Origin of the sequence: Pseudomonas sp. B8(2017), from assembly GCF_002113575.1 — a bacterium.
GTDB lineage: Bacteria > Pseudomonadota > Gammaproteobacteria > Pseudomonadales > Pseudomonadaceae > Aquipseudomonas > Aquipseudomonas putida_Z.
In genome coordinates this window covers 1-22,482 of sequence record NZ_NEIO01000019.1, presented here as the reverse complement: position 1 = coordinate 22,482, position 22,482 = coordinate 1, and the positions used below count along the sequence as shown (strand labels likewise).

The following is a 22,482-nucleotide window of genomic DNA, read 5'->3' as shown; positions in this document are numbered from 1 at the left end:
TCAGCGTTCAGGCATCGAGGACGTCCGCTTGCCGGGTAAGGCTCAGCAGTAGCCCGGCTTCCACCTCCTGCTGTGCCTGGGTCAAGGCGTTCGTAGCCTTCACATACGCTTCCTCTTTTAGGGGAACCCGACTTAGCGTGCCGTTTTCGTCCAGCGCAAGGGTAGGCATTTCCGGGGCCAATGCACGTATTATCGCCTTGTCCAGGTAAGTGATCGGCTCCTGGCTTTCGTCCAGGCAATAAAATAGGTAATCGAGGCCTGGGCGCCAGAAGTCGGTAATGGCTTCGAACTGACTGGCATATTGGCGCTTGAGGTAGTCAACCCAGACCGGCTGTTCGCTCATCCACTGCTGCCTAGCGCTGGTGTCAGCATCGAGTTCCAGCACGGCAGCGCGAACGTTGTCGATGATTTGCTGGTTGAGCCTTGCGGCATCGCGATAGAGCATGCCGCTGCTGGGTTCGGGGAAATCGAGCTTTCCGCTCAAGGACTGGCGCAGTGCCAGGCGGACCTCGATATCGTCTACCAGGCCTGTTGCCAGGTCCGCATCGGGGAACGCCGCCGCGACGTCCAGCACGTCACGGTCCGGTAACTGACCGGCATGCTCCTGCAGCGCCCGCTTGCGCGAACTGCGTTGCAGGCTGATGCGATCGGCCAGTTCGTTGACTTTCTCGCGACGGTACAGCTTGCGATAAAGGTCGAGCAGCGGCTTGGCCGTGTCCTGTGCCCACCCAGACAGTTGGTTGGCCAGCAATTCCACTTCCAGAGCGCTGAATGCTTCGGCGCCGGCATCACCGCAAGTTGGCGGGAAGGATTGCGCCACCTCGTTCAAACGCTCGCGCAGCGCCGTGTCCCCATGGGCGTGCTCCAACAGTTCCCACACTCGCGCACGCAGGCCATCCGGATCCCTTCGCGCTTCCACTGAGTTGGTCAGGCGCTCCAACACCGCTTGCAGGTCGCCATTGTCGTTCTGATCGAACAGGTCGGACCACAACTGCAGCTGATGGTCGGTCGCGGAATCGCGCCAGAGCCCTTGCCACTCTGGCCTTTCCGGCGTGTGCTCGAAAATATTGACGCCGCTGGCTCGTAGCCGACTGGCCGACTCGGCCTCGAGGTTGTTGTAGTTGAACAGCCAGCGGCGCTCGGGCAAGCGGGCGGCGACGTCTCGCGCATACGGACTGCGCAGGATGCTTGCCAGGTCCGGAACTTGGCGAATGCGGTTGGATGAAAGGTCCAGGTAGCGCAACTGGTACTGTGACTGGTTCATCAGGGTGCTCAAGCCCTGGGGAAATGCCTGCAAATGAGCGTCGGAGAGGTTCAGGTGCTGCAACCGCGCCATGTAGCGCACATCAGGGGCGTTCTGCAGCGGGTTGAAGTCCAGCTCCAGTTGCTGCGGATGGATCATGTCCTGAAAGCGCGTGGCGAGGTTTTCATCGAGCGTGATGCGATTGTGCCCCAGCCTCAGGACATCCCGTGGTCGGCCGCAAAGGAAAGTCAATGTCGCTTCATCCAGTGTCAACTGGTTGCGCCGCAGGTTCAGCTGGCGCAGGTCTGGCATCGCTGCCAGCACTCGCTGTGCGGTGGGCGAGAGGGTAGCAAGGGTGTTGTTGGTCAGGTCCAGCGTGCGCAGCCTGGGCACCGATTCAAGTGCCTGGAACAGCGCTTCCCCGTCGATTTCTCGGTTGTTGGTGACTTCCAGCACTTGCAGGTTGGGGAAACGTGACAGGAACGTGCTGTCCAGTCGTTGCAGCTGAAGCTCGTTCAGCTTGAGCTCACGGATGTGGGGCAGGCTGGCTGTGATCGCTGGCAACTCGGGTAACCGAATACGCTCCAGCTCGAGCGTGCGACCCTTCCGCTGCCAAGCCTCGATGAGGCGATCAGTGCATCTTTGTCGATCGAGGCGCTCGAAGATGTCGTGTGGGCTCTTGTACCACGCCTCCAGATAGCTATTCAGATCTCTCCACTCTGTTTCCAGTTGTCGAATTGCCGAGCCGAGATCACCGGTCTGGCTCAGTTCGCCCCTCAGGGCGTTGATCTCGTTGCTCTTCAGCGAGGGGAAAAGTGATTTGAGCCGACGTATTGCGGCGTATGCGCCGATCGGGCCTGTTCCTCGGCCACTGAGTGGGTAACCGAATCGTCCATGTGCCAGGCGCATGGGCGAGCGAAAGCCTGGCTTGATTGGCTGCTGGCCCAGCAGTGCGGCGCAGCCCGAGCGGTCGGCGACGGCGCTGGCGAAAACTTCGGCCTCAGTCGCCTGCGGCTTTTCGGCTACCAATGCATCGCGCAGCAGTTGGCTGTCATCATTGGCCAGGTCTGCTCGGTACAGGCCGGTCAAGGCACGATCGAGGCGAGCGCGGGCCTGCAGGTAGCGGGCTTCTTCAGCCACGCGCAAGGGCACACGTCCGCTTTTCAGTCGATCGCGTTCGGCGCTGTCGGCATGCGCGACGAGCTCTTCCAGGGCATTGTCAGGCAAACCGGGGAACTGGCGGCCCAAGGTCTTCGCTTCGTCGCCAAGCGGTACCCGATGGCTTTTCAACATGCTCGCGAAGACTTCGCGACGGCGTGCTGACAGGCGGTTGGCCAACAGCTCGTCAAGGGCGCTCGGACGCTGCTCTGCTGGCGTATCGGGTAGTAACTGCTCTATGACATCTTCATCCATCCCCGCCAGGACAACCTTGCTCAGTTCGCCATTGTCAAGCTCTTCGCGGCCGATCTCTATCTGCAACGTGTCGGCTTTTGGCTCCGCTCCGAAGTAGACCGCCTCTCCCCATTTTTCGGCACCGGTGAAGACCTTCAGCCTGTAATGCGCAGGCCAACCAGGCATCTGTACCAGTTCGGGCAGCGCGAAGTTCATATGCGCAGCCAAAGGCAGGCCGTGACGTACTCGGGTGATGATGGTCTGCACGTCGTTGGTCAGTCGCAGGCGCAGCAAGGCATCGGCCAACAGAGCCGGGGGCCGCGAACCGTTGACCTGGCTGTGACGCAAGGTGTCTGCATCGACCTCGGTTATACGCAAGGCGGCAAGTTGCTCCGATGCATCCAGCCCCTGGCTGAATTGGCCCAGCCCTTCGAGCAACTGCGCATCGTCCCATTCGAGCGGGTTGTCATGGGCCAATTGCCAACGCTGGTCGCCGAGGTAGCGCAAGGCAGGGGCGTAGGCATCGGGGGCGTTCGGGTGACGCACATGCCACTGCCCGCCGGTTTCGAACACCTCATACAGTTTGCCTTGCAGCCAGACGTGGCTTTTGCCATCGAAGATGTAGAGCCCTTCGGAATTTGTCGGCACTCCGACTGGCAAGGAGTCCGAGGTGCTGTAAGGGCCCATGTCTGGGTGCCAAAGCCGTTCGCGGCCACCTTTCAATACACTTTCCAGCGCATCGACGAACCCCGATGCCTTGAGCGCGCTGCTGCCGGCGGCGAAGCCGGCAACAACGGCGGCATTGATGGCCAGCGACTCGAGTTGTTGCAGCGCTTCCTGGGTATCGCCTTCTTCCCAGGCTTCGAACCCGGTGAACACCGAATCCATGAGGTCGTAGGCGAATACTCCAAGCATCGCGGCATCCAGCCCAGGCACGAAGAAGGCGGCCACGTTCAGAACGTTCATGCCTGCGTCCAGCCAGTGTTGCAGCCGTTCCTTGCGTGCCTTGGCATCGGCATCGGCGGTTGGTACCGCGATCGTTCTGGCAGTTGCCATGAGGCGACGCTTGTGGTCTTTGTAAAGCACCTGCCAGATGGGAAGCGCCAGGCGGGTTCGCTTGAAGTGCAGTTCAGGCTTGTCCTTGGGTCTGCGCGTGGAGGTACCCTGCTCGAACAGGGCATGTTCGAGCTTGCGGCTGAACTCGACCTGGTGGTCCTTGTCAGCGAAGCTGATCAAGTGCTGTCGAAACGTGGTTTGCAGCAGGCGTTGACGTATGTGAGCACCGGCCTTTTGCAAAGAAGCGAACTCCCTCAGCGGGTGTTGTGCATCCTGGGGAATGTAGAGCATGCAGGGGTTGGTCTGGTCGGCTTCATCAGGGCCCAGCAGCAGTACGCCATGAATCGGGATGCCGAGCAGGCTGAAGCGCCAGCAGCGAAGCCTGTGTTCGCCATAGCGAGGCGTGCTTTCGTTGTCGCATAGCTGTACAAGGGCATCGCGACCTTTGAGCGTCAGCAGGCTCTTGAGGTAAGCGATCATCGCCTCGGTTTTCAGTGCCTGCTGGCTTGCATCGATCCACTGCTGCTCGATCGCGGCTTTTCTGGGGCCTTCATAGATACTCTGCAGGTGGTCTTGATACTGCCGGCCCAGGTCCAGACTTCGGCAAAGGTTCACGAACGCTTCGGGCTCCAGCCCAGGAAGTGAGGCGTCGTCGTCCGGGCCAAGGGTCAGGGTGTCGAACGGGCCCACTTCGTCGGTGCCTTCGAAATTGTGCAGGGCGGCCTCCAGCAGCGTGCGCTTCTGTGGTGGCCCTTCGGGGCGATTGATGTACGTATCGTCACCGCCGAGTGAGAAATCGAGGCCGGGGACATTCACCAGCGTGGTGTACACCTTGAACGGCTGGTGCAGGTACTGGGCCTTGTCCGCTTTGACATCCGGGCCCAACCGGCTCTCGAGCAAAGGCTTGCAGAATTCGCTGATCTGCCTGAAGTCCTCGAGCAAGGCCCGCAGAGCTTTGAACTCGGCATCGCGGGCGCTGATCAGCTGCCGTAAACGCGCCTGGTCTTCATCGCTGGCTGCGGCGTACCAGGCGTAAGGCGAGCCGTTTTCGTCGAGGTAGTCCTTGCGCGCGCTCTGCACGACGCGGCGGGTATGGTCGGGGTGCATCGTTCGGCACCAGGTAGGCAGGTTACGGACAATCTGGGCCTGATGGAAAGGCACGGGTGTGCTGGTCATGCTGAATACTCCGTGATCAATGGAGGCGCCAGTCGACAGGTTTCGCCTCGGCATGCGGTGGTATTTAGTTGAATCCACAGGTCGGTCCTGTGCACGAGAGCGTCGGTAGGGGAGCAGCGCGGGCAGGGCTGTTGGGAGATGGTGGCGCAAGGCATGGGGTAGGCATGTCGTGTGGATGACGCCGGCGTGTGGGGTATGGGTCGGTGTCATGTGATGCCTGGCCATGGGCCGGCGCTCTATCAGGGAGAACTACGATGCATTCGCTGTGCAGTCCCAAGGATCACCTGCTGGACCTCGACGGTATTGAAATTGCGGTACGGACCTGGGGCGCGGAGGACGGCATCCCGGTGCTGGCCCTGCATGGCTGGCTGGACAACGCCGCCTCGTTCGAGCGCCTGGCACCGATGCTCGACGGCTGCTTCGTGGTCGCCCCCGACCTGGTCGGCCACGGCCGCTCGGACCATCGCCGCCACGACAGTGGCTACTACCTGTGGGAACATGCCGAGGACATGCTGGCGGTGGCCGACAGCCTGGGCCTGGCGCAATTCCATGTGCTGGCCCATGGCATGGGCACCGGGGTGGCGTCGCTGCTGGCGGCCATGACCAGCGGTATTGCCAGCATGACCTTCCTCGACGGCATGGGCGCACCGTTCACGGTGGCCGAGGACGACCGCGTGCAGCACCTGGCCCGGGCCTACCGGCTCAAGCGAATGGTGCAGCGCAGCCAGTTGCAGGGTTTTGCCGAGCCGGACGTCGGCCGTTTCGAGGACCTGGACACGGCCCTGGCACAACGCCGCGAGCGCCTGGATACCGGGCTGTCGGAAGAGGCGGCACGGCTGCTGGCGCTGCGTGACCTGCTGCAGCTGGGCGAGGGCTATTGCTGGCGCCACGACCCACGCCTGGTGCTGCCCGAACCCATGCCGCTGACCGAGCGCGAAGCCTGCGACCTGCTCAGCCAGATCCGTTGCCCGTTGTACCTGCTGTTCGGCCGCCAGGGGGCATTCACTGGTGAAGCCTTTACCCGGCGCCAGGCGGCCTTGCCCAGCCAGGCGAAGATCTCCTGGCATCCGGGCGGGCACCACTTCCACCTGGATGCGCCGGACCGGGCGCTGGTCGATCAACTGCTGCGCATCCTCGCCCGCCATGAAGGGGGCGTGCTGCAACGGTTGGTAAACGAGTAACTGGATATGGTCATGCCATGCGCACGTGGGCTATGGTGGTGAATCTCATCGGGCTTGCGTGATCCCTTGTGGGGGCGGGCGAAGCCCGTGCCATTCACCGCAGCGCCTGATTCGCGGGCACGCCCGCTCCCACAGGAATCCAGCGGCCACAAGGAGCCTTGGCATGCGACCATTCGTCATCAAGCACATCGACCACCTCGTCCTGCGGGTCAGCGACCTGGAGCGCAGCGTCGCTTTCTACACCCAACTGCTCGGCTGCACGGTCAGCCGCGTGCGCGAAGACCTGGGAATGGTCCACCTGGCCACGGGCACGGCGATGATCGACCTGGTGACCCTGGACGGTCCCCTGGGTAAGCCTGGTGGGGCGGCGCCGGGAGCCGAGGGGCGCAACCTGCACCATTTCTGCCTGCGCATCGAGCCGTTCGACGAGGCTGCACTTACGGCCTACCTGCAAGCTGCGGGGGTTGAAGTCGAACCTGCCGAAAAGCGCTATGGCGCCGAAGGCGAGGGGCTGTCGCTGTACTGCTACGACCCTGATGGCAACCAGGTCGAGCTGAAAGGGCCGGTACCGGCAACGGAGGCTCCATGAGCAACCTGCACACCCGCGAGCACTGGATCGACACCGCACAAGGCAAGCTCTTCGCCCAGGAATGGGCGCCGCTGCAGGCGCAGGGCGCGCCTATCGTCCTGCTGCACGATTCGCTGGGTTGCGTTGCCCTGTGGCGCGAGTTCCCGGCGCAGCTTGCGCAAACCACCGGGCACCGGGTAATCGCCTACGATCGCCTGGGCTTTGGCCGCTCCGACGCCCACCCCGGCAGCTTGCGCCTGGGCTTTGTCGAGGACGAGGTACAGCAGGGGTTCACGGCGCTGCGCGAGCATTTTGGCATTGGCGATTTCATTGTCTTCGGCCACAGCGTTGGCGGCGGCATGGCCGTGGCCTGTGCGGCGGCCTTCGCCAGCCAGTGTGTGGGGCTGATTACCGAATCGGCGCAGGCGTTTGTCGAGGCCCGTACCCTTGAAGGCATTCGCGTGGCCGACCAGCAGTTTGCCGAACCCGGGCAGCTGCAACGGCTGGAGCGCTACCACGGCGGCAAGGCCGAGTGGGTATTGCGTGCCTGGGTGGACAACTGGTTGTCCGAGCACTTTGCCGATTGGAGCCTGGATGCGCTGCTGCCGCAGGTACGCTGCCCGCTGTTGAGCCTGCATGGCGACAACGACGAGTTCGGCTCGCCGGCACACCCCGAGCGGCTGGTGGCGCTGACTGGTGGCCCGGGGGTGATGCGCCTGTTGCAAGATTGTGGCCATGTGCCGCATCGGGAGCAGGCCGAGCGGGTACTGGAGGAAGTCCTGCAGTTCTTGCGCTGACCTTTCTCCCCAGGCTGACGCGATCCCTGTAGGAGCGGCCTTGTGTCTCGAAAGGGCTGCAAAGCAGCCCCGACAATCTGTGCAGGTACGCTGAAATCCTGGGGCTGCTTCGCACCCCATTCGCGACACAAGGCCGCTCCTACAGGGATCGCGCAAGGCTCAAGTGGATATCCCGGCAAAGCCTATTATGCTTCAGTTACCTTGCTGCGATCCGAGGCGGCCTGCCTCGTCGTGCTTCGCATATCCAAAGCAAGCCCCCCAGGGCCTGGGTGCGATGGTGAAAAAGATTTGAGGTGCTCCCGGCCTGCATGACGACAAGACGGAGGCACCCCATGGCGGTTCTCGACAGCACATCCACGGGCAGCGCGCCCCAACGCGGTATCACCCGGGAGGAGCGCAAGGTCATCTTCGCCTCATCCCTGGGCACGGTATTCGAATGGTACGACTTCTACCTGTACGGCTCCCTGGCGGCGATCATCGCCAAGCATTTCTTTGCCGGGGTCAATGAAACCACCTCGTTCATCTTCGCCTTGCTGGCCTTTGCCGCCGGTTTTGCCGTGCGGCCATTCGGCGCCATCGTGTTCGGCCGCCTGGGCGACATGATCGGGCGCAAGTACACCTTCCTCATCACCATCGTCATCATGGGCCTGTCCACCGCTGTGGTGGGCCTGCTTCCCAGCTATGCCACGATCGGCGTAGCCGCGCCGATCATCCTCATCAGCCTGCGCCTGCTGCAGGGCCTGGCATTGGGTGGCGAGTACGGCGGCGCGGCCACCTACGTGGCCGAACATGCACCCAAGGGCCGGCGCGGTTTCTTCACCGCCTGGATCCAGACCACGGCCACCCTGGGGCTGTTCCTCTCGCTGCTGGTGATCATGGCCTGCCGCACGGCCATGGGAAACGAGGTGTTCGAGGCCTGGGGGTGGCGGGTGCCGTTCCTGCTGTCGATATTGCTGCTGGCGATTTCGGTGTACATCCGCATGCAGCTCAACGAGTCGCCGGTGTTCATGAAGATGAAGGCCGAGGGCAAGGCGTCCAAGGCGCCACTGACCGAATCGTTCGCCCGCTGGGACAACCTCAAGGTGGTGATCATGTCGCTGCTCGGCGGCACCGCCGGCCAGGCCGTGGTGTGGTACACCGGGCAGTTCTATGCGCTGTTCTTCCTGTTGCAGATGCTCAAGATCGAGCCGCAGACCGCCAACCTGCTGATTGCCGGTTCGCTGTTGATCGGCACACCGTTCTTCATCTTCTTCGGCAGCCTGTCCGACCGCATCGGCCGCAAGAAAATCATCATGGCCGGTTGCATCATCGCCGCGCTGACCTACTTCCCGATCTTCAAGGCATTGACCCAGTACGGCAACCCGGACGTGTTCGTCGCCCAGGAGCAGAACCCGGTAGTGGTGATGGCAGACCCTGCCCAGTGCGCGTTCCAGTTCGACCCGGTGGGCAAGGCCAAATTCACCAGCTCGTGCGATATCGCCAAGAGCCTGCTGGCCAAGCGGGCCATCCCCTATACCAACGAAGCGGCCGAGCCTGGCAACGTGGCGCAGATCCGCATTGGTGAGCGGGTGCTGCCAAGCTTTGATGGCAGTGGCCTGGCGGCAGCGGACTTCAAGGCACAGAGCGACGCCTTCACCGCGACCTTGAGCGGAGCGTTGAAGGAAGCCGGTTACCCGGAAAAGGCCGACCCGGCGAAGATCCACTACCCGATGGTGCTGTTGCTGCTGACCATTCTGGTGATCTACGTGACCATGGTCTACGGCCCGATCGCGGCCTGGCTGGTGGAGCTGTTCCCGGCGCGTATCCGCTACACCTCGATGTCGCTGCCTTACCACATCGGCAACGGCTGGTTCGGCGGCTTCCTGCCGACCGTGGCGTTTGCCATGGTGGCGGCGACCGGGGATATCTATTACGGCTTGTGGTACCCGATCGTGATTGCGGTGATGACGGCGGTGCTGGGGATCTTCTTCCTGCCGGAGACCAAGGACCGCGATATCAACCACACTTGAAAGGTTGAGGCTGCCTGTACCGGCCTCTTCGCGGGCTTGCCCGCTCCCACAGGGATACCACTGTGCCCTGTGGGAGCGGGTTCACCCGCGAAGAGGGCGGCACAGTCAACCCATCAGTCAAAATAGCCACGCAACCCAAAGGCATACCCGGTATCCACCCCGGCAGCCTCGCCCCGGCTCCAGCGCTTCTTCAACACGAACTCGAACGCCGGCTCGTACAGCCCGTCCCGCACCAGCGCACCCGCCAGCACCTCCACGTCATACCAGCCATTGTCCAGCTCGATGATCGGCCGCCCCGGCACCTGGTAGCGCGCCATCAGGTCACCCAGTGTCTTGGGCGTGAAGTGCTGCAGGATGCGCCAGGTGTACAGCATCAGCGCACCGTGCTCGACCTGCAGCACATAGCCATTGCGGCGGTGCTTGAGGCGGCTGCCGGGTTCGCGCAGGGCAGGGGTGTGGTTGTCCAGGGTGAACAGGATGCGGTAGGGCAGGTTATCGACCCCGGCCAGTGGCAGCACAATCCCTTCGCGCACGGCCTGGTCGCCGCTGTCGCCGTGGGTGAACGCATGGGCCAGGTCGTCGGGCAATTCATGTTGTTGCTTGAAGCGCTCGAGCAGCTGGATATCGCCGAGCAGAAAGTAGTCGACCAGGTCGTTGAGCACTTCGCTGAATTCGTGGCGCATCTGTTTTCCTTGTTGGTGCGCATGGGGGCAATGGCAAATGTAGCACTTCAGATTGGCTTCAGATTGCCCCCTGATACTGCCCCCGAGACCTGACTTGAAAGGGGGACAGCCATGACCCAGGCAGACAGCGCCAGCCTGTTTCCACTGGCTATCGGCAGCCACGGCGATCGCCTTGCCCACATGACACTGAAACACTTGGGGGAGCCGGGGCGCGACGAGCTGGAACAGTTCATTCACGCCCGCTTTGCCTGCGCGCACCACGCCGACGTGCAGCACTACCTGCCCGAACTGCTCGGCCTGCATGACAGCCACGGGCGCCTGATGGCCGCTGCCGGCATACGCCTGGCCAGTAGTGGCCCGACCTTCATCGAGCGTTACCTGGATGAACCGCTGGAAGTGGCAGTGACCCGGCTGTCGGCCAGCCCGGTGAGCCGTGCGCAGTTGGTCGAAGTGGGCAACCTGGCCGCGCTCAGCGCCGGCAGCGCGCGGATCATGATCATTGCCGTGACCTGGTTGCTGGCCGCCCGCGGCTTGCAGTGGGTGGCCTTCACCGGTGCCGCGACCCTGGTCAACAGCTTTCATCGCCTGGGCCTGGTGCCCACGGCGCTGGCCGTGGCCGACCCTGGCCGGTTGAACGGCGATGCCGACAGTTGGGGCAGTTACTACGCGCAGCACCCGCAAGTGTTCGTCGGCAACATCGGCTACGGCCATGCAGCCCTGGCCCGCGGCGGCGTTTTCGAGCGGCTGGGCTTGCCCGCGAGCGTGCAGGAGGCCGGCCATGCCGCGTGAATGCCAGCTGTTCAGGGAAGTGTTGCAACTGCACGCCCGCCACCGAGGGGCGCAACCGGCGTTGCTGGGCATTGGCGGGCCATTTACCTATCAACAGTTGCTGGACGAGGTCGAGCAACGCCAGGCCTGGTTGAGCGCGCAGCCACCGGGCACCTTCGCCCTGGCCCTGGAAAACGGCCCCGAGGCGCTGTTCTGGGACCTGGCAGCACTGTTCGCGGCGCGCCCCATCGTCATCCTGCCGGCGTTCTTCAGCAGCGCCCAACGCCGCCACTGCCTGGCACAGAGCGGGGCGGTGCTGGCGCTGGCCGACGAGGCCTTCGCTGACGACCTGCACGCCAGCGGCTTCATTGCCGGTGAGCGCTTCTGGAGCCGGCAGCCGCCAGCGGCCGTACCCTTGCCACCGGGTACCGCGAAGATTACCTACACCTCCGGTAGCACCGGTGCACCCAAGGGCGTATGCCTGAGCGCCGATGCCATGCTGCGGGTAGCGCGTGAACTGGAGGCCGCCAGCCGGCCCACGGCGCCAGGCAAGTACCTGGCGGTATTGCCCCTGGCGGTGCTGCTGGAGAACCTGGGCCTGTACGCGGCCCTGCTGGCCGGGGCGAGCATTGCCCTGTACCCGCAGGCGCAACTGGGCTTTCGCGGTGCCAGCCAGGTCGACTTCAAGCAATTGCTGGGCGCCATCGCCTTGAGTGGGGCCGAAAGCCTGATCCTGGTGCCGCAACTGCTGCTCGGGCTGGTCACTGCCATCGAGCGCGGCCTGATGCGGGTCGGCCCGTTGCGCTTCGTGGCGGTGGGCGGCGCGCGGGTGGCGCCGAGCCTGCTGGCCCGGGCCGAGGGCGTCGGGCTGCCGGTGTTCGAGGGCTATGGCTTGTCCGAATGCGCCTCGGTGGTATGCCTCAATCGCCCCGGGGCGCACCGCCCGGGCAGTGTCGGGCGGCCGCTGCCGCATGTGCAGGTGCGCATTGCCGAAGACGGCGAAGTGCAGGTGGCCGGTTCGGCGTTGCTCGGCTACCTGGGCGAGCCACCGTTCAGCGAGCCGTGGTTGCCGACCGGTGACCTGGGCCACTTCGACAGCGACGGCTTCCTGTACCTGGCCGGGCGCAAGAAGCACCAGTACAGCACCAGCTTCGGGCGCAACGTCAACCCCGAGTGGGTCGAGGCCGAACTGACCCAGGGCGGGGTGATCGCCCAGGCATTCGTCCACGGCGAAGGCCTGGCACACAACTTGGCGCTGATCTGGCCGCTGGACCCGCAGGCTGACGACCACACCCTCGAACAGGCCATTCGTCAGGCCAATGCCGGCCTGCCGGACTATGCCCGGGTGCATGCCTGGCGGCGCCTGCCCGAACCCTTGAGTGCCGCCGGGCAAACCCTTACCGCCAACGGCCGGCCACGCCGCGAACAGATCCTGCGGTGTTACCAGTCCCTGTTATCCGACCTTCAATGACCCACGAGGTTTGCCATGCTTTTCTTCGATACGCTGCAGCAGGAAACCGCCGACGAGCGTACGGCATTGTTCAGCGTCCCTGTCATCCGCGACGCGCTGGCCGGCAAGGCCAGCCTCGAGGCCTATGTGGCCTTTCTCACCCAGGCCTACCACCACGTGCGGCACACCGTGCCATTGATGATGGCCTGCGGGGCCCGTTTGCCGGCGCGGCTGGAGTGGCTGCGCGGCGCAGTGTGCGAGTACATCGAGGAGGAGTACGGCCATGAGCGCTGGATTCTCGATGACATCGCCGCCTGCGGTGGCGACCCCCACCAGGTGGCGGGCGGCCGCCCGGCATTGCCTGTCGAGCTGATGGTGGCCTTTCTCTACGACCAGATTGCCCGTGGCAACCCGGTCGGGCTGTTCGGCATGGTCAACGTGCTCGAAGGCACCAGCATTGCCCTGGCCACCCAGGCTGCCGGTACCCTGCAGAGCAGCCTCGGCCTGCCGGACCAGGCGTTCAGCTACCTGAGTTCCCATGGCGCCCTGGACCAGGACCACATGGCCACCTACCGTGGCCTGATGAACCGCCTGGACCAACCCGAGGACCAGCAGGCGGTAATCCACGCTGCCAAAGTGGTGTACCGCCTGTACACCGCCATGTTCGAAGGGCTGCCGCGTACCGCGCAGCAGGAGGTACAGCATGCGCTTGCCTGATTGCGTGGCGGTGCTCACCGGCGCCAGCGGTGGCATCGGCCTGGAGCTGGCGGACCAGCTTTGCAGTGCCGGGGGCCGCGTACTGGCGGTCAGCCGGCAGCAGGGCAAGCTGGCCGAACTGATGGCGCGCTACCCCGGCCAACTGCGTTGGCAGCAGGCCGACCTGCGCTGCGCCGAAGGCCGCCGTGACGTGCTGGAGGCGGCGCGGGCGATGGGCAGTTGCAACCTGTTGATCAACGCCGCCGGGGTCAACCGCTTCGCCTTGCTCGAACAGATGGACGAGGCCGCCCTGGACGAGTTGTTCGACCTCAACGTCAAGGCCGCCGTGCAGCTCACCCGCCTGTGCCTGCCGTTGCTGCGCGCGCAGCCCAGTGCGCTGGTGGTGAACGTGGGGTCGATCTACGGCTCCATCGGCTACCCCGGCTATGCCACCTACTGCGCCAGCAAGTTTGCCTTGCGTGGGTTCTCCGAGGCATTGCGCCGCGAGCTTGCCGACACCTCGGTGAACGTGCTGTATGCCGCACCGCGCACCACCCGCACGACGATGAACAGCAGCGCCGCGCAGGCCCTGAACCAGGCGTTGAAGGTGGGCGTCGATGACCCGCAGGATGTCGCCCGGGCAGTGCTCGACGCGGTGCAGGCCGAGCGCAGCGAACTGTACCTGGGCTGGCCGGAGAAACTCTTCGTGCGCCTTAACGGCATGCTGCCGGGCGTGGTCGACCGCGCCCTGCGCAAGCAATTGCCGCTGATCCGCCGCTACAGCACCTGGCACAGCAAGGAGTCGAGCAAATGAAACGTCTGATACTGGCCGGCCTGCTGGCCATCGCCCCGTTCACCTGGGCCCTCGACCAGAACGGTACCCAGCAACTCAATGCCATCCAGCAGCGCTGGGCGGTTATTCGCTACAACCTGCCCGAAGCCCAGCGTGCCGGGGCGTTCGAGGCCCTGGCGGTACAGTCGGCGGCGTTGGTGCGCCAGCACCCGGGCTCGGCCGAGCCGCTGATCTGGGACGGCATCGTCAACAGCAGCTGGGCCGGTGCCACCGGCGGGTTGGGCGCGCTGGGCAAGGTCAAGGCCGCCCGCGCCAGCCTGGAAAAGGCCCTGGCCATGGACCCCAAGGCCCTGCAGGGCTCGGCCTACACCAGCCTGGGCGCGCTGTACGACCAGGTGCCCGGATGGCCGCTGAGCTTCGGCGACCAAGCCAAGGCCGAGGCCATGCTGCGCCAGGCGCTGGCGATCAACCCCGACGGAATCGACAGCAACTACTTCTGGGCTGACCACCTGTACCGGCAGAACCGCTACGACGAAGCCCGCGCCGCCCTGCAAAAGGCGTTGCAGGCACCGCCCCGGCCCGGGCGGGAGCTGGCCGACCAGGGCCGGCGCGGTGAAATCGATGCTTTACTCAAAGCGATCAAGGACAAACAGGATTAAGCATGCGCCTGCTGCTGGTAGAAGACGACGCCGCGTTGGGGGAGGGGATCTGTGACGGCCTGCGCCGCGAGGGCTATACCCTCGACTGGCTGCAGGATGGCGCCAGCGCGTTGCATGCCCTGTGCCACGAGGAGTTTGACCTGGCCATTCTCGACCTGGGCTTGCCGCGCCTGGATGGCATCGAGTTGTTGCGGCGCCTGCGTGCGGCCGGGAAGAGCCTGCCGGTGCTGGTGCTGACCGCCCGAGACGCCACCGAGGACCGCATCGCCGGGCTGGACGCCGGTGCCGACGACTACCTGGTCAAACCCTTCGACCTCAACGAACTCAAGGCCCGCTTGCGGGCCTTGCTGCGGCGCAGTAGTGGCCGTGCGCGGGTGCTGATAGAGCATGCCGGGGTGTGCCTGGACCCGGTCAGCCAACAGGTGCACTTCCAGGGCCAGCCGGTGGTGCTCACGCCCAAGGAATACCTGCTGTTGCACGAATTGCTGGCCCAGCCAGGCAAGGTGTTCACCCGCGAACGCTTGACCCAGTTGCTGTATGGCTGGGATGAAGAGCCGGAGAGCAATACCCTGGAAGTGAACATCTACCACCTGCGCAAGAAGCTGTTCAACGGCCTGATCCGCACCGTGCGCGGAATCGGCTACCTGGTGGAACGCAAGGCATGAGCTCGCTGCGCCAACGCACCCTGTGGCGGGTGATGCTGCTGTTGCTGGTCGGCAGCGGGTTGCTGGCGCTGTACAACTACCACGACAGCCGCCACGAAATTAACGAGGTGTACGACGCCCACCTGGCGCAGAACGCCCGGCTGCTGCAGGGCATCATGAGCCTGCCGGTGCAGGAGCAGAGCCGTGACGAGTTGTACCGTGCCTTCGACGAGGCCTTGAGCAAGGCCGGGCACCACAAGGTGGGGCACCGCTACGAGAGCAAGCTGGCCTTCCAGGTGTGGGCCGACGACAACGGGCTGTTGGTGCACACGCCCAGCGCCCCGCAGCTGGGGCAGGCGCCGCGGGTGCCAGGTTTTGCCGACGTGGTGGTGGACGGGCGCCGTTGGCGCAGTTTCGTCTTGCCGGTGCCGGAAAAACACTGGGTGATCTGGGTGGGCGAGCGCAACGACGTGCGCGACGACCTGATCGAACGCATCGTGCGGCACACGCTGTTGCCATTCCTGTTCGGCAGCCTGGCCCTGGCCTTGCTGGTGTGGGCGGCCATTGGCTGGGGGCTGCGGCCGCTGCAGAACATGGCCAGGGTGATCCGCGCCCGCCACGCCGAGTCGCTCGAGCCGTTGCAGCTGGTGCCGTTGCCGAAGGAGCTGGAACCGATGCAGGCGGCGATCAACCGCCTGCTCGGGCAGATCGATGACCTGCTGCGCCGCGAGCACCGTTTCATCGCCGACGCTGCCCACGAGATGCGCACGCCCTTGGCCATCCTGCGCCTGCATGCGCAGAACGCCCTCAATGCAGACAGCGCTGCCGAGCGGGACAAGGCCCTGCAGTTCCTGATGGGCGGTGTCGACCGCCTTGCCCGGGTGGTCAACCAGCTGTTGACCCTGGCCCGCCTGGAGCCGCGGCCAGGCCGGCGCGACTGGCCGCGGGTGGACCTGGAGGGCGTGGTGGCCGAGACCCTTGCCGAGCTGACCCCATGGATTCTGGAGCGCGGGCTGGAGCCTTCGCTGGACATCGCCGCCGGCGACTACCACTTGCACACCGACGCTGGCGCGCTGGGTATCGCCTTGCAGAACCTGGTGGCCAATGCCGTGGACCATTCGCCGGCAGGCGGTCGGGTCACCGTGACACTGCAGCGCGAAGGCCAAGCCTTGCTGGTCAGTGTCGATGACGAAGGGCCGGGCATCGCCGAAGTCGACCAGCAGCGGGTGTTCGAGCGCTTCTACAGCAAGGGCTCGACCAATGGCGCCGGGCTGGGGTTGTCGATCGTCAGCACCATCATGACCCGCCTGGGTGGCAGCGTGCAGTTGCGCAACCAGGCGCCACACGGGTTGCGCGCGACCTTGCGCCTGCCCGTGGGGCCCTGAACATCGCTAGTGTTTCTGGGCGATCTGGATCAGGTTGCCGCAGGTGTCATCGAACACCGCTACGGTGACGGGCCCCATGTCGGTGGGCGTCTGGGTGAACTGCACGCCTGCCGCGCACAGCCGGGTATATTCGGCCTGGATGTCACGCACGCCGAACGAGGTGGCGGGGATGCCGTCCTGCTTGAGCGCGGCCTTGTATTCCCTGGCGGCCGGGTGCGCGTCGGGTTCGAGCAGCAGCTCGACGCCGTTGGGGTCGTTGGGGGAGGTGAGCGTCAGCCAGCGGTGTCGGCCCATGGGGATATCGTGCTTGGGCTCGAAACCGAGTACGTAGTGGTAGAAAGCCAGGGCCTTGGCCTGGTCGTCGACGAGGATGCTGGTGACCACGATCTTCATAAGCGCACACCCTATGTCTGGAGCCGATGAGTACTAGTAAAGACAATCAGGGGTATTTGACCAGCGGGCTGCCAGGCTCCTGTGTGCTTTAGCCTGCTGTCAGTCAGTTTCTACAGGCTTTACTGGGGCTGCTTTGCAGCCCATCGCCGGCAAGCCAGCTCCCACAGGGACCACGTAACTCTTGAAGTCTGCGCTGTACCTGTGGGAGCTGGCTTGCCGGCGATGGGCCGCGTCGGATTCTTCGCGGCAAAAGTCCCCCTACAAAAAACCTGCTCAAGCCATAGGTAAATCCTTCATCACCCGGCCCCCACCCAGCCGCTGCCAAGGGTAAAGTGACAGGCATGATCCCAGCGCGCCCAGACCGGCGTCAGAGAGGTGCCCGTGGCGGCCTACACATTGCGACAACTCAAGTACTTCGTCACCACCGTCGAGGCCGGCAGCGTGGCCGAGGCTTCCCGCCAGCTGTACATCGCCCAGCCCTCCATCTCCACGGCCATCAAGAGCCTGGAGGAAAGCTTCGGCGTGCAGCTGTTCATCCGTCACCACGCCCAGGGTGTGTCACTGACGCCCAGCGGCAAGCGCTTCTATGCCAAGACCAAGTCGCTGCTGCAGATGGCCCACGAATTCGAACAGAACGCCCTGGCCGACAACGACACCGTGGCCGGGCAAATCGATATCGGCTGCTTCGAGACCGTGGCACCGCTGTACCTGCCGCGGCTGATCGCCGGCTTTCGCCAGCGTTACCCGGGGGTGGATATCCGCCTGCGCGACGGCGAGCAGCAGGACCTGATCCAGGGCCTGACCGCGGGTACCTTCGACCTGGCGTTCCTCTACGACCATGATCTGGACGGCACCATCGAGGCCGAGCCGCTGATGCCGCCGCAGAAACCCTATGTGCTGCTGCCCGAAAACCACCGCTTCGCCGGCCAGGCCCAGGTGTCGCTGCGTGACCTGTGCCCGGAGCCGATGATCCTGCTGGACGTGGCCCCCAGCCGCACCTACTTCGTCAGCCTGTTCAACGAAATGGGCCTCACGCCCAACATCGTCTTCAGCTCGCCGTCGATCGAGATGGTGCGCGGCATGGTCGGGCAGGGCTTCGGTTTTTCGCTGCTGGTGACGCGGCCGCACTCGGAGTACACCTACGACGGGCAACGCCTGGCCATGCTGGATATCGCCGAGCCAGTGGCGCTGTCAGGGCTGGCGGCGGCCTGGTTGAAGCGGGTGCAACTGACCAAGCCGGCGCAGTTGTTCGTGGAGTTCTGCCGGGAGCAGTTGGCGAAGTTCTGATACGGGCACGCCATGCAGGAGCATGGCGTGCCCGTCGGTCAGGGGTTGACCTGATAGCCGCGCCCTTGCAGGCACCCGGCATAGGCACTGGCATGAGCCTGGGCTTTCGCTTCGTCCTGGCCGCGCCGGTCCTGACGGCGGTCCTGACGCTGGCGCATGCCACCGACCGCAGCACCGGCGGCGGCCACTTCGCCGGCGCGGTTCTGCCGGTATTGCTCCTTGGCATCGTCACCGACCCGGTCATACAGCTCGTCGTGCTGGTTACCGCGCACCTGCGCGCCTGCCGCACCGGCAACCGCGCCGGCAGCGGCACCGCGTACCCGGCCACCGACATGGGGGTCGCTGGAGGTCGCGGCACTGTTCGCGGCATTGGTCGCGACGGTATTGCAATCATTGATATCCAGTTGCATCTGCTGGCTGCTCTGGCCCTTGAGCGGCACCACCGACTGCGCCTGGGTTGCCGATGCCGCGCACAGCAGCACCAGCAGGCAACTCCACGTCATCGTACGCATGGCAAACCTCCAGCGGGTGGGGATCCCGTTTCACAGAATAGTTCGCCTTTGCTGCCGATGATGGCAGTTTTGCCGGGATGGTCTAAACCGGATATCAAGCGTGGTTCGCCTGCGTTTGACGGCGTGAATCCGGGCTACCTGTGGAAACCCCATGAGCCAGACCCAGCACCTGATCATCTGTGAGTACTGTGACACGGTTTACCACCGTGCGCCGCTGCTCAAGCATCAGCGCGCCGTTTGCCAGCGCTGTGGCGGCGTGCTGTACCGGCACACCTCGCTGACCGTGCAGCAGCGGCTGGCCCTGAGCGTGACGGGTGGCATCCTGCTGGTGTTCGCCAACTTCTACCCGGTGATGACCATCGGTATGCAGGGGCTCACCCATTCCGCGACATTATGGGACTCGGTGCAGATCCTCAGCCACGGCAGTATCACTTTCATCGCCCTGGTCATGGCCTTGTCGATCATCTTTGCGCCGGTGCTGCAGATTACCCTGTTGTGCTGGCTATTGAGTTTCGCCCTGGCCGGCCAGCGCGCCCCCGGCTTTGCCCTGTGCATGCGCAGCCTGGAGAGCCTGCGGCCGTGGAGCATGCTGGAGGTGTGCCTGCTGGGGGCGATGGTGGCGGTGATCAAGCTGGCGGGGCTGCTCGATGTGATACCCGGCATCGGCCTGCTGGCCCTGGCCGCCCTGAGCATGCTGATCATCCATGTCGCCGGCAAGGACATCCGCGACCTTTGGGAGCAGGTATGAATACCCCGGCCAATGCCGACGACCTGGGCCTGTGCCTGTGCCATGGCTGCGGCCAGGCCTGCGAACTGGGCAGCGGCAAGCACACCTGCGAGCGCTGTGGTGCCGCCATCCACCGGCGCAAGGCCAATGCCATCAGCCGCGGCTGGGCGTTTCTGCTGGCGGCGCTGGTTTTCTACATCCCCGCCAACCTGCTGCCGGTGATGCACACCGAAATGCTCGGCAGTGGCAGCGCAAGCACCATTGGCGGTGGTGTGCTGGAGTTCTGGGAGGCAGGGGCCTGGGACATCGCACTGATCATCTTCATCGCCAGTGTGGGCGTGCCGGCCATCAAGTTCTTTTCGCTCGGCCTGTTGCTGTTCACCGCCCAGCGCGGCTCTACCTGGGCCTGCCGACAGCGCTCGCAGCTGTACCGTTTCGTCGAGCTGATCGGCTACTGGTCGATGCTCGATGTGATGGTGGTGGCGCTGGTGGCGGCGCTGGTGCAACTGCGCGGGCTGGGCACCATCGAGCCGCGGGTGGGCATCCTGTTTTTCGGCATGGTGGTGGTACTGACCATGTTTTCTGCGATGAGCTTCGATCCACGCCTGATCTGGGATAGCCGTGCCAACGAGGGAGGCCGCATTGATGGTGCAACAGACTGACAAGCGCGAGGGCGCGGGGCAGGTTGAAGTGCACACCCGGCGCTGGAGTGTGTCGCTGGTATGGATCGTGCCGATACTGGCGATCTTGATCGGCGCTTCGCTGGTGGTGCGCAACTGGATGCAGCAGGGCCCGGTCATCGCCATTTCCTTCCACACCGGGGAAGGGCTGGTGGCGCACAAGACCCAGGTCAAGTACCGCAGCGTGGTGATCGGCGAAGTCACCACGGTGGACCTGGCCGACGACAAGAAGAGCGTGGTTGCCAAGGTTCAGCTGTCCAACGACGCCCGCGCGTTCGCCACCCAGGGGGCGCGCTTCTGGGTGGTGCGGCCACGCATTGGCGTGGGCGGCGTGTCCGGTGTGGACACGCTGCTGTCGGGCAGTTTCATCGGGGCGGATTCCGGCGAATCGAAAGTGCCGGAGAAGTCCTTTGTCGGCCTGGAGCTGCCACCGCCGATCACCTACGACGAAAAGGGCAAGCGCTTTGTCCTGACTGCCAGTGACCTGGGGTCGCTGGATATTGGCTCGTCGATCTACTACCGCAAGATCCCGGTGGGAGAGGTGGTGTCCTTTGCCTTGCAGGGCGATGGCAAGGGCGTGGAAATCGGCGTGTTCGTGCAGGCCCCCTACGACAGCTTCGTCACCGCCGATACCCGCTTCTGGAACGCCAGTGGCGTGGACATGCAGATCGGTGCCAACGGCCTGAAGATCGATACCGAATCACTGTCGTCGATCCTGGTGGGCGGGCTGGCCTTTGGCTCGCCCGACTTCGCCCCGCAAGCCGAGCCCGCTGCCGACCAGGCGCGCTTCCAGCTGTTTGCCGACCGCGACACCGCCCTGGCACCGCCCAGTGGCCAGGCGCAGTACCTGCAATTGCGCTTCGACCAGGCCATGCGCGGCCTGTCGGTGGGAGCGCCGGTGGAGTTCAAGGGGGTGGAGTTTGGCCGGGTCACTTCGGTCAAGCTCGACTACGATGCCACCCGGCAGACCTTCCCGGTGGTGGTCGATGCGGTGATCTACCCGCAGCGGCTGGGGCCGGTGCACCGCAAGATGCTGTCCGTGTTCAAGCATGCCGAAGGCGACATGGACGGCGCGCGCCGGCTGATCGGCACCTTCGTCGAGCACGGGCTGCGGGCCCAGGCGCGCAGCGGCAACCTGATCACCGGGCAGATGTTCATTTCCCTGGACTTCTACCCCGATGCCCCCAAGGTGGCCTTCGACAAGACCGCAGACCCTATCACCATCCCCACCTTGCCCGGCAGCCTGGAGCAGTTGCAGGAACAGCTGCAGCGGGTGGTGGAGCGCATCAGCAAACTGCCGCTGGAGAGCATCGCCAACAACCTGGACGGCAGCCTGCGAGAGTTGCGCGCCAGCCTCAAGCAGTTCAATGGCCAAACGCTACCGGACGTGAAGGTGGCGCTGGACGAAGTGCACAAGACCCTGCGCACCGCCAATTCGGCCATTTCCGAAGACTCGCCGCAGCGCGAGCGGATGGGCGAAACCCTGGACGAACTGGAGCGCATGTCGCGTTCGCTGCGTGACCTTGCCGATTACCTGGGCCGGCACCCCGAGTCGCTGATACGCGGCCGGCCGAAAGCGGCCGCTGCCGCCGATCTTGAACCCTGAGGAGACAGCCGATGCATCGACTGCGCAATGTGTGTGGCGCCGGCCTGCTGGCCGTGCTGTGGGGCTGCAGCAGTACCCCGAACAACTATCACACGCTGGTACCGAGCGAACCGGTGCGCGACGGTGGCCAGCGCATCCAGGTGGCGAGGGTGGCCGTGCCGCCGCAGGTGGACCGCCCGCAGTTGGTGGTGCGGCAAGGGCAGAGCGGCTTGGCCATCCTCGAGACGGAGTGGTGGGGGGCCAACCTGGTGGATGAGTTCCGCAGCGCCTTGCAGGACCAGTTGGGCGGGCCGGTGGGTGGCGGCAAGGCGTTGCTGCGGGTGGACGTGCAGCGCTTCGATAGCGTGCCGGGGCGCTATGCTTCGCTGGAGGCGGTATGGCGCCTGACGCGCTCGGGTGAGGCCGAACTGACCTGCCGTACCTCGCTGCAGACGCCCGCGGACAACAGCATCGCCAGCCTGGTCAATGCCCACCAGGCCAACCTGCGCAAACTGGCCGAGGCGGTGCGGGGGAGTGCCCGGCAGGGCAGCTGTGCCCAACCTGCCTGATGGCTGATCGATGCACGGTACTTGTGGGAGCGGCCTTGTGTCGCGAAAGGGCCGCGTAGCGGCCCCCGGATTTCAGCGTCACGGCAGCAATTGCCGGGGCCGCCTTGCGGCCCTTTCGCGACACAAGGCCGCTTGTATGGTGATACTCGAAGGGGTGGTGGGACGAAAAAGCCGAATCTGACTGTTCACAGCAGTACAGACCGTGGGAGAACTCGCCCCACCCCTTCAC

General features: G+C 64.7%; 20 protein-coding genes. 16 read left to right on the top strand and 4 right to left on the bottom strand.

The window, feature by feature from the left end; all coding sequences use genetic code 11:
- Positions 1 to 7: 7 nt before the first annotated feature.
- The gene (locus tag CAG22_RS21750; RefSeq protein ID WP_371916862.1) at positions 8 to 5,077 is read right to left on the bottom strand and encodes an NEL-type E3 ubiquitin ligase domain-containing protein; all 5,070 of its coding nucleotides are present in this window, start codon (positions 5,075 to 5,077) and stop codon (positions 8 to 10) included.
- Positions 5,078 to 5,121: 44 nt separating this feature from the next.
- On the opposite strand from CAG22_RS21750, the gene CAG22_RS21745 reads away from it, so the two are divergent.
- From CAG22_RS21745 to CAG22_RS21730, 4 genes are all read left to right on the top strand, one after another.
- Complete coding sequence (locus tag CAG22_RS21745) at positions 5,122 to 6,048, top strand: alpha/beta fold hydrolase (RefSeq protein ID WP_085693232.1); 927 nt, start codon at positions 5,122 to 5,124, stop codon at positions 6,046 to 6,048.
- Between the two features lie 163 nt (positions 6,049 to 6,211).
- Positions 6,212 to 6,637: a VOC family protein gene (locus CAG22_RS21740; RefSeq protein ID WP_085592689.1), complete on the top strand. Its 426-nt coding sequence runs from the start codon at positions 6,212 to 6,214 to the stop codon at positions 6,635 to 6,637.
- The gene (locus CAG22_RS21735; RefSeq protein WP_085706155.1) at positions 6,634 to 7,413 is read left to right on the top strand and encodes an alpha/beta fold hydrolase; all 780 of its coding nucleotides are present in this window, start codon (positions 6,634 to 6,636) and stop codon (positions 7,411 to 7,413) included. The genes CAG22_RS21740 and CAG22_RS21735 overlap by 4 nt, the downstream gene beginning before the upstream one ends.
- Positions 7,414 to 7,745: 332 nt before the next feature.
- Entirely contained in the window at positions 7,746 to 9,422 is a 1,677-nt protein-coding gene (locus CAG22_RS21730) for an MFS transporter (protein WP_075044823.1), read from the top strand.
- Between the two features lie 113 nt (positions 9,423 to 9,535).
- On the opposite strand, the gene CAG22_RS21725 is transcribed toward CAG22_RS21730, so the two are convergent.
- Positions 9,536 to 10,105, bottom strand: a complete 570-nt coding sequence (locus CAG22_RS21725; RefSeq protein WP_023662794.1) for a hypothetical protein — start codon at positions 10,103 to 10,105, stop codon at positions 9,536 to 9,538.
- A 111-nt stretch (positions 10,106 to 10,216) separates the two neighbouring features.
- Here CAG22_RS21725 and CAG22_RS21720 point away from each other — a divergent pair, with 111 nt between their 5' ends.
- The 7 genes from CAG22_RS21720 to CAG22_RS21690 are packed head-to-tail and all read left to right on the top strand — an operon-like array spanning position 10,217 to position 16,500.
- The gene (locus CAG22_RS21720; RefSeq protein WP_085706154.1) at positions 10,217 to 10,894 is read left to right on the top strand and encodes a thermostable hemolysin; all 678 of its coding nucleotides are present in this window, start codon (positions 10,217 to 10,219) and stop codon (positions 10,892 to 10,894) included.
- Complete coding sequence (locus tag CAG22_RS21715; RefSeq protein ID WP_085706153.1) at positions 10,884 to 12,344, top strand: AMP-binding protein; 1,461 nt, start codon at positions 10,884 to 10,886, stop codon at positions 12,342 to 12,344. The genes CAG22_RS21720 and CAG22_RS21715 overlap by 11 nt, the downstream gene beginning before the upstream one ends.
- Before the next feature lie 15 nt (positions 12,345 to 12,359).
- Positions 12,360 to 13,040, top strand: coding sequence for a TenA family transcriptional regulator (locus tag CAG22_RS21710; protein ID WP_085706152.1), 681 nt, complete (start codon positions 12,360 to 12,362; stop codon positions 13,038 to 13,040).
- The gene (locus tag CAG22_RS21705) at positions 13,027 to 13,833 is read left to right on the top strand and encodes an SDR family oxidoreductase (RefSeq protein WP_085706151.1); all 807 of its coding nucleotides are present in this window, start codon (positions 13,027 to 13,029) and stop codon (positions 13,831 to 13,833) included. Before CAG22_RS21710 ends, CAG22_RS21705 begins: the two co-directional genes overlap by 14 nt.
- A complete protein-coding gene (locus CAG22_RS21700; RefSeq protein WP_025338632.1) occupies positions 13,830 to 14,471 on the top strand; it encodes a tetratricopeptide repeat protein in 642 nt (213 codons plus the stop codon). The genes CAG22_RS21705 and CAG22_RS21700 overlap by 4 nt, the downstream gene beginning before the upstream one ends.
- 2 nt (positions 14,472 to 14,473) lie before the next feature.
- A complete protein-coding gene (locus CAG22_RS21695; protein ID WP_085706150.1) occupies positions 14,474 to 15,136 on the top strand; it encodes a response regulator in 663 nt (220 codons plus the stop codon).
- Complete coding sequence (locus CAG22_RS21690; RefSeq protein ID WP_025338634.1) at positions 15,133 to 16,500, top strand: sensor histidine kinase; 1,368 nt, start codon at positions 15,133 to 15,135, stop codon at positions 16,498 to 16,500. The genes CAG22_RS21695 and CAG22_RS21690 overlap by 4 nt, the downstream gene beginning before the upstream one ends.
- Positions 16,501 to 16,506: 6 nt before the next feature.
- On the opposite strand, the gene CAG22_RS21685 is transcribed toward CAG22_RS21690, so the two are convergent.
- Positions 16,507 to 16,893 carry a VOC family protein gene (locus CAG22_RS21685; RefSeq protein WP_085592672.1) on the bottom strand — a complete coding sequence of 129 codons (387 nt, stop codon included), beginning with the start codon at positions 16,891 to 16,893 and terminating at the stop codon, positions 16,507 to 16,509.
- A gap of 381 nt (positions 16,894 to 17,274) precedes the next feature.
- Between CAG22_RS21685 and CAG22_RS21680 the strand changes: the two genes are divergently transcribed.
- Positions 17,275 to 18,180 (top strand): LysR family transcriptional regulator, encoded by a 906-nt coding sequence (locus CAG22_RS21680; RefSeq protein WP_025338637.1) that lies wholly within the window; start codon positions 17,275 to 17,277, stop codon positions 18,178 to 18,180.
- Between the two features lie 38 nt (positions 18,181 to 18,218).
- Here the strand turns inward: CAG22_RS21680 and CAG22_RS21675 are convergent, their stop codons facing one another.
- A complete protein-coding gene (locus CAG22_RS21675) occupies positions 18,219 to 18,692 on the bottom strand; it encodes a YMGG-like glycine zipper-containing protein (RefSeq protein ID WP_025338638.1) in 474 nt (157 codons plus the stop codon).
- A 151-nt stretch (positions 18,693 to 18,843) separates the two neighbouring features.
- Here CAG22_RS21675 and CAG22_RS21670 point away from each other — a divergent pair, with 151 nt between their 5' ends.
- The 4 genes from CAG22_RS21670 to CAG22_RS21655 are packed head-to-tail and all read left to right on the top strand — an operon-like array spanning position 18,844 to position 22,253.
- Entirely contained in the window at positions 18,844 to 19,440 is a 597-nt protein-coding gene (locus CAG22_RS21670) for a paraquat-inducible protein A (protein ID WP_085693236.1), read from the top strand.
- Positions 19,437 to 20,081: a paraquat-inducible protein A gene (locus tag CAG22_RS21665; protein WP_085592668.1), complete on the top strand. Its 645-nt coding sequence runs from the start codon at positions 19,437 to 19,439 to the stop codon at positions 20,079 to 20,081. The genes CAG22_RS21670 and CAG22_RS21665 overlap by 4 nt, the downstream gene beginning before the upstream one ends.
- The gene (locus CAG22_RS21660) at positions 20,065 to 21,705 is read left to right on the top strand and encodes an intermembrane transport protein PqiB (RefSeq protein ID WP_085663282.1); all 1,641 of its coding nucleotides are present in this window, start codon (positions 20,065 to 20,067) and stop codon (positions 21,703 to 21,705) included. The genes CAG22_RS21665 and CAG22_RS21660 overlap by 17 nt, the downstream gene beginning before the upstream one ends.
- Positions 21,706 to 21,716: 11 nt before the next feature.
- The gene (locus CAG22_RS21655) at positions 21,717 to 22,253 is read left to right on the top strand and encodes a membrane integrity-associated transporter subunit PqiC (protein ID WP_085706149.1); all 537 of its coding nucleotides are present in this window, start codon (positions 21,717 to 21,719) and stop codon (positions 22,251 to 22,253) included.
- The last annotated feature ends 229 nt before the right edge of the window (positions 22,254 to 22,482 follow it).